Here is a 2,752-nt window from a genome sequence, read left to right on the forward strand (position 1 = left end):
CAAGGGGATGCGCAAGCAACGATCCGTCTGGTTCCTGGCCTGGCAGACCGGCTGGGAGCGTTGCAGATGACGTTCGATGGGCGTCGTGGGCAATGGCAACTGACAGATGATACTGGTGCAAGGCTGGGTGCTGGGCGCGCGAGCCTCGAAATAGACGGCGCGGTCATTCTTGTTGAGGGAACGCCCAAAGACGGCGATACATTCAGCATTACACCGATGTCGGGCGAGGCGTCGCGAATCTCGTTTTTGTTGACTCGGGGCGAGGAAATTGCCGCAGCTTCGACGATTGCGATCTATCCTACCACAACAAACAAGGGTTCGGCGGTCCTGACCTCGACACAGGAAGCCTTGCCTGGGTCGGGTGTGCCAGCGCTGTCGTCGGTTCTGACAAACAACCTTTCGCCTGTCGCGGCAAAAGATTTTCTGCGCGGCGGTGTCGTCGGAAGTATCCCGCGCGGTACCGAGTCGATCACGCTGGCAAGCCTGGCTACACAAACAACGGCGACAGTTTCAGCGCAGAATGATGCGGATATCGGGGGTCTTACACTGACCGTTGGTGGGACGAATTACAGCTTTTCGCTGGACCCCGAAACAGTTGGAACCGATGCATGGGTTTCAGGCGAAGAAATCGCCAAGTATTTGTCTGCGGGTGTTCTCCGATCGACGACAACCGACCTAACGATTTCAGAACTTGGCCTTTCTGTAACAGGATCGGCAACAGGGTTTACCTTTGCCTCGGATGGTGTGCGTGCGCTGACAGCAATCAGCGCCGTTTCCGCCGGGGGCAACGCGTTGCTGACCGATATCACAAGCGGCAAACCAGCCAGTGATATCCGGATTTTTACCCGCGAGGGGCGGCAGGTTTCTGGGACGCCTCTTGCTGCGGCTGAAGTGGCGCAGCTGCTGACGACTGAGAACGGATTTAATGCATCTGCTGAATACCGGTCCGATTATAATGCGGTCAGTGGTTCATCAAGTTATCGTGGCATGTCGGTGACGCAGCGCAGTTCCGGAGCCGACCCACTGGCAAGCGGTCTGCAATCCAAGATGGTTTCCTTGACGGGTCTCAGCGGCACTGCGGTTGGTACTATTTCATCCAACCCCGCGGCGAATAGCACGACAGCCCAAACCATCAGCCTTCAGATGGACACGGGGACAACTGGCACGCTCAGCATTCCCGCAGGCGTTGATGCCGCCTATGTTGCGCAAGAGGCAAACAAGGCATTCGCCCCGGTCGGGGTGAGTGCGGTGGCGCGTACGGCGATACGTTTGTCGCTGGATGGTGTGGGAAGCGGGACAACACAATTCGACCTGAAAGGTGTAAACGACACCGCATTGAAGATTACGGCACAGATCAACGATGGCGATCTATCAGAGCTGGTGCAGGCGGTTAATCGTAGATCCGATGAAACCGGCGTCACAGCCGAGCTTTCTGTGTCGGGCAATGCCGTCACCTTGGTACAGCGGGATGGCTTTGACGTTGTTGCGACGAACATCTCGTCTGGTGTGGCTTTGCGCGCCAGCTCGCTTGACCAAATGTACAACCCTCTCGCGCTCGATGACGAAGCCTCGCCATCGGAGGCGGTGTCCTTCACTGCTGATCTGCGGTTTAGCGGGACTGTCGCGTTCACAAGCGGGTCTGGCTTTGACTTAACGACAAGCAGCGAGGGACGCGCGGATTTCACGCTGGAATCTTCTGCTGATCCGATGAAGGGCGGCTTGGTTTCGCAAGAGCATTCAAATGGTGGCACGCTTGCTGCGCTGAGCTACGCTGTGGATAGTAGTATCGACGGGCTGTCGCAAAATGTCGATGGCACGCGCATTCATGCGCCTTCGGCGCGATTTGAAACTGTTTTGACAGCGGCAGACGGCACGCTGTTCGAGGCGGATGTGTCAGCGAACGAACTAAGCGCCGGCATCATGACAGGTGAAGGTGTGGCCCAACTGACCGCACAAAAGCTGCGCGCACAGGCCCCGGTTCCGTCGCTGCAGGGCGCCGTGTTTGGATCGACCTCGATTCCCGCGATTGGCGCTTCTGCAAGGTTCGTTCTGGCGGGTGCTGAATATACTTTGACCCGCGTGGATGATGGCAATCCCGATCGGCTGACGGCCTTGGATTTTGCGATTTCTGGGCCTGAATCTGGGCGGATCACGCCCCGTGTTACACAAACAGATGAAGGATTTTCGATTTCGCTGATCGTGGCGGATGGGCAGCTTGCCGGTGCGGGACCACGACCAGTGGCCGATTCCGGCGCAGCGGCTTTTGGGTTGTCGGACAGTCAGGTCACGCAAAGCCTGCAAGGCCGCAGCTTTGATGCGACCGGAAAAACTGATGGTACCTACCAAATTGACGTCACCGTCGGTGGCGACGCAAAAACGGTGGTGCTTCAAGCGACAAGCGGTGTGTTGAGCCTGCAATCCGCAAGCGATGGGCTGTCGGTTGACATCACTTTGGGTGATGATGGATTGACCAGCATCACGCTGACGTCTGCGGTGGGTTCGGCTGTCATGGCTGTCACGCCATCCGATGTCGCAGCCGAACTTGGCTTCAAGCTGGCCAATGCAGAACTGAGTGTCGAAAACGGCATGCTTTTGGCGCGCAGCACTGACGAAACTGTGGTCGACATCAAGGCTGGTGGCACCAGTGCTGCCGGGATTTACCTGCATCTGAGCGATCTTCCCGACGAAGAGCTGATCGTCGTGATGGGTTCAGATGGCGCAAGACGCCTGAGCGCGGAATTCGAAATCGGCG

The 2,752-nt window shown here is 57.6% G+C and carries 1 pseudogene; it reads left to right on the forward strand.

The features are described 5' to 3' along the window. Positions 1-66: 66 nt before the first annotated feature. A pseudogene (locus ACFDSS_RS13515) lies at positions 67-2,752 on the forward strand (flagellar biosynthesis protein FlgK); the annotation flags it as partial.

The organism is Yoonia sp., from assembly GCF_042093035.1.
Lineage (GTDB): Bacteria > Pseudomonadota > Alphaproteobacteria > Rhodobacterales > Rhodobacteraceae > Yoonia.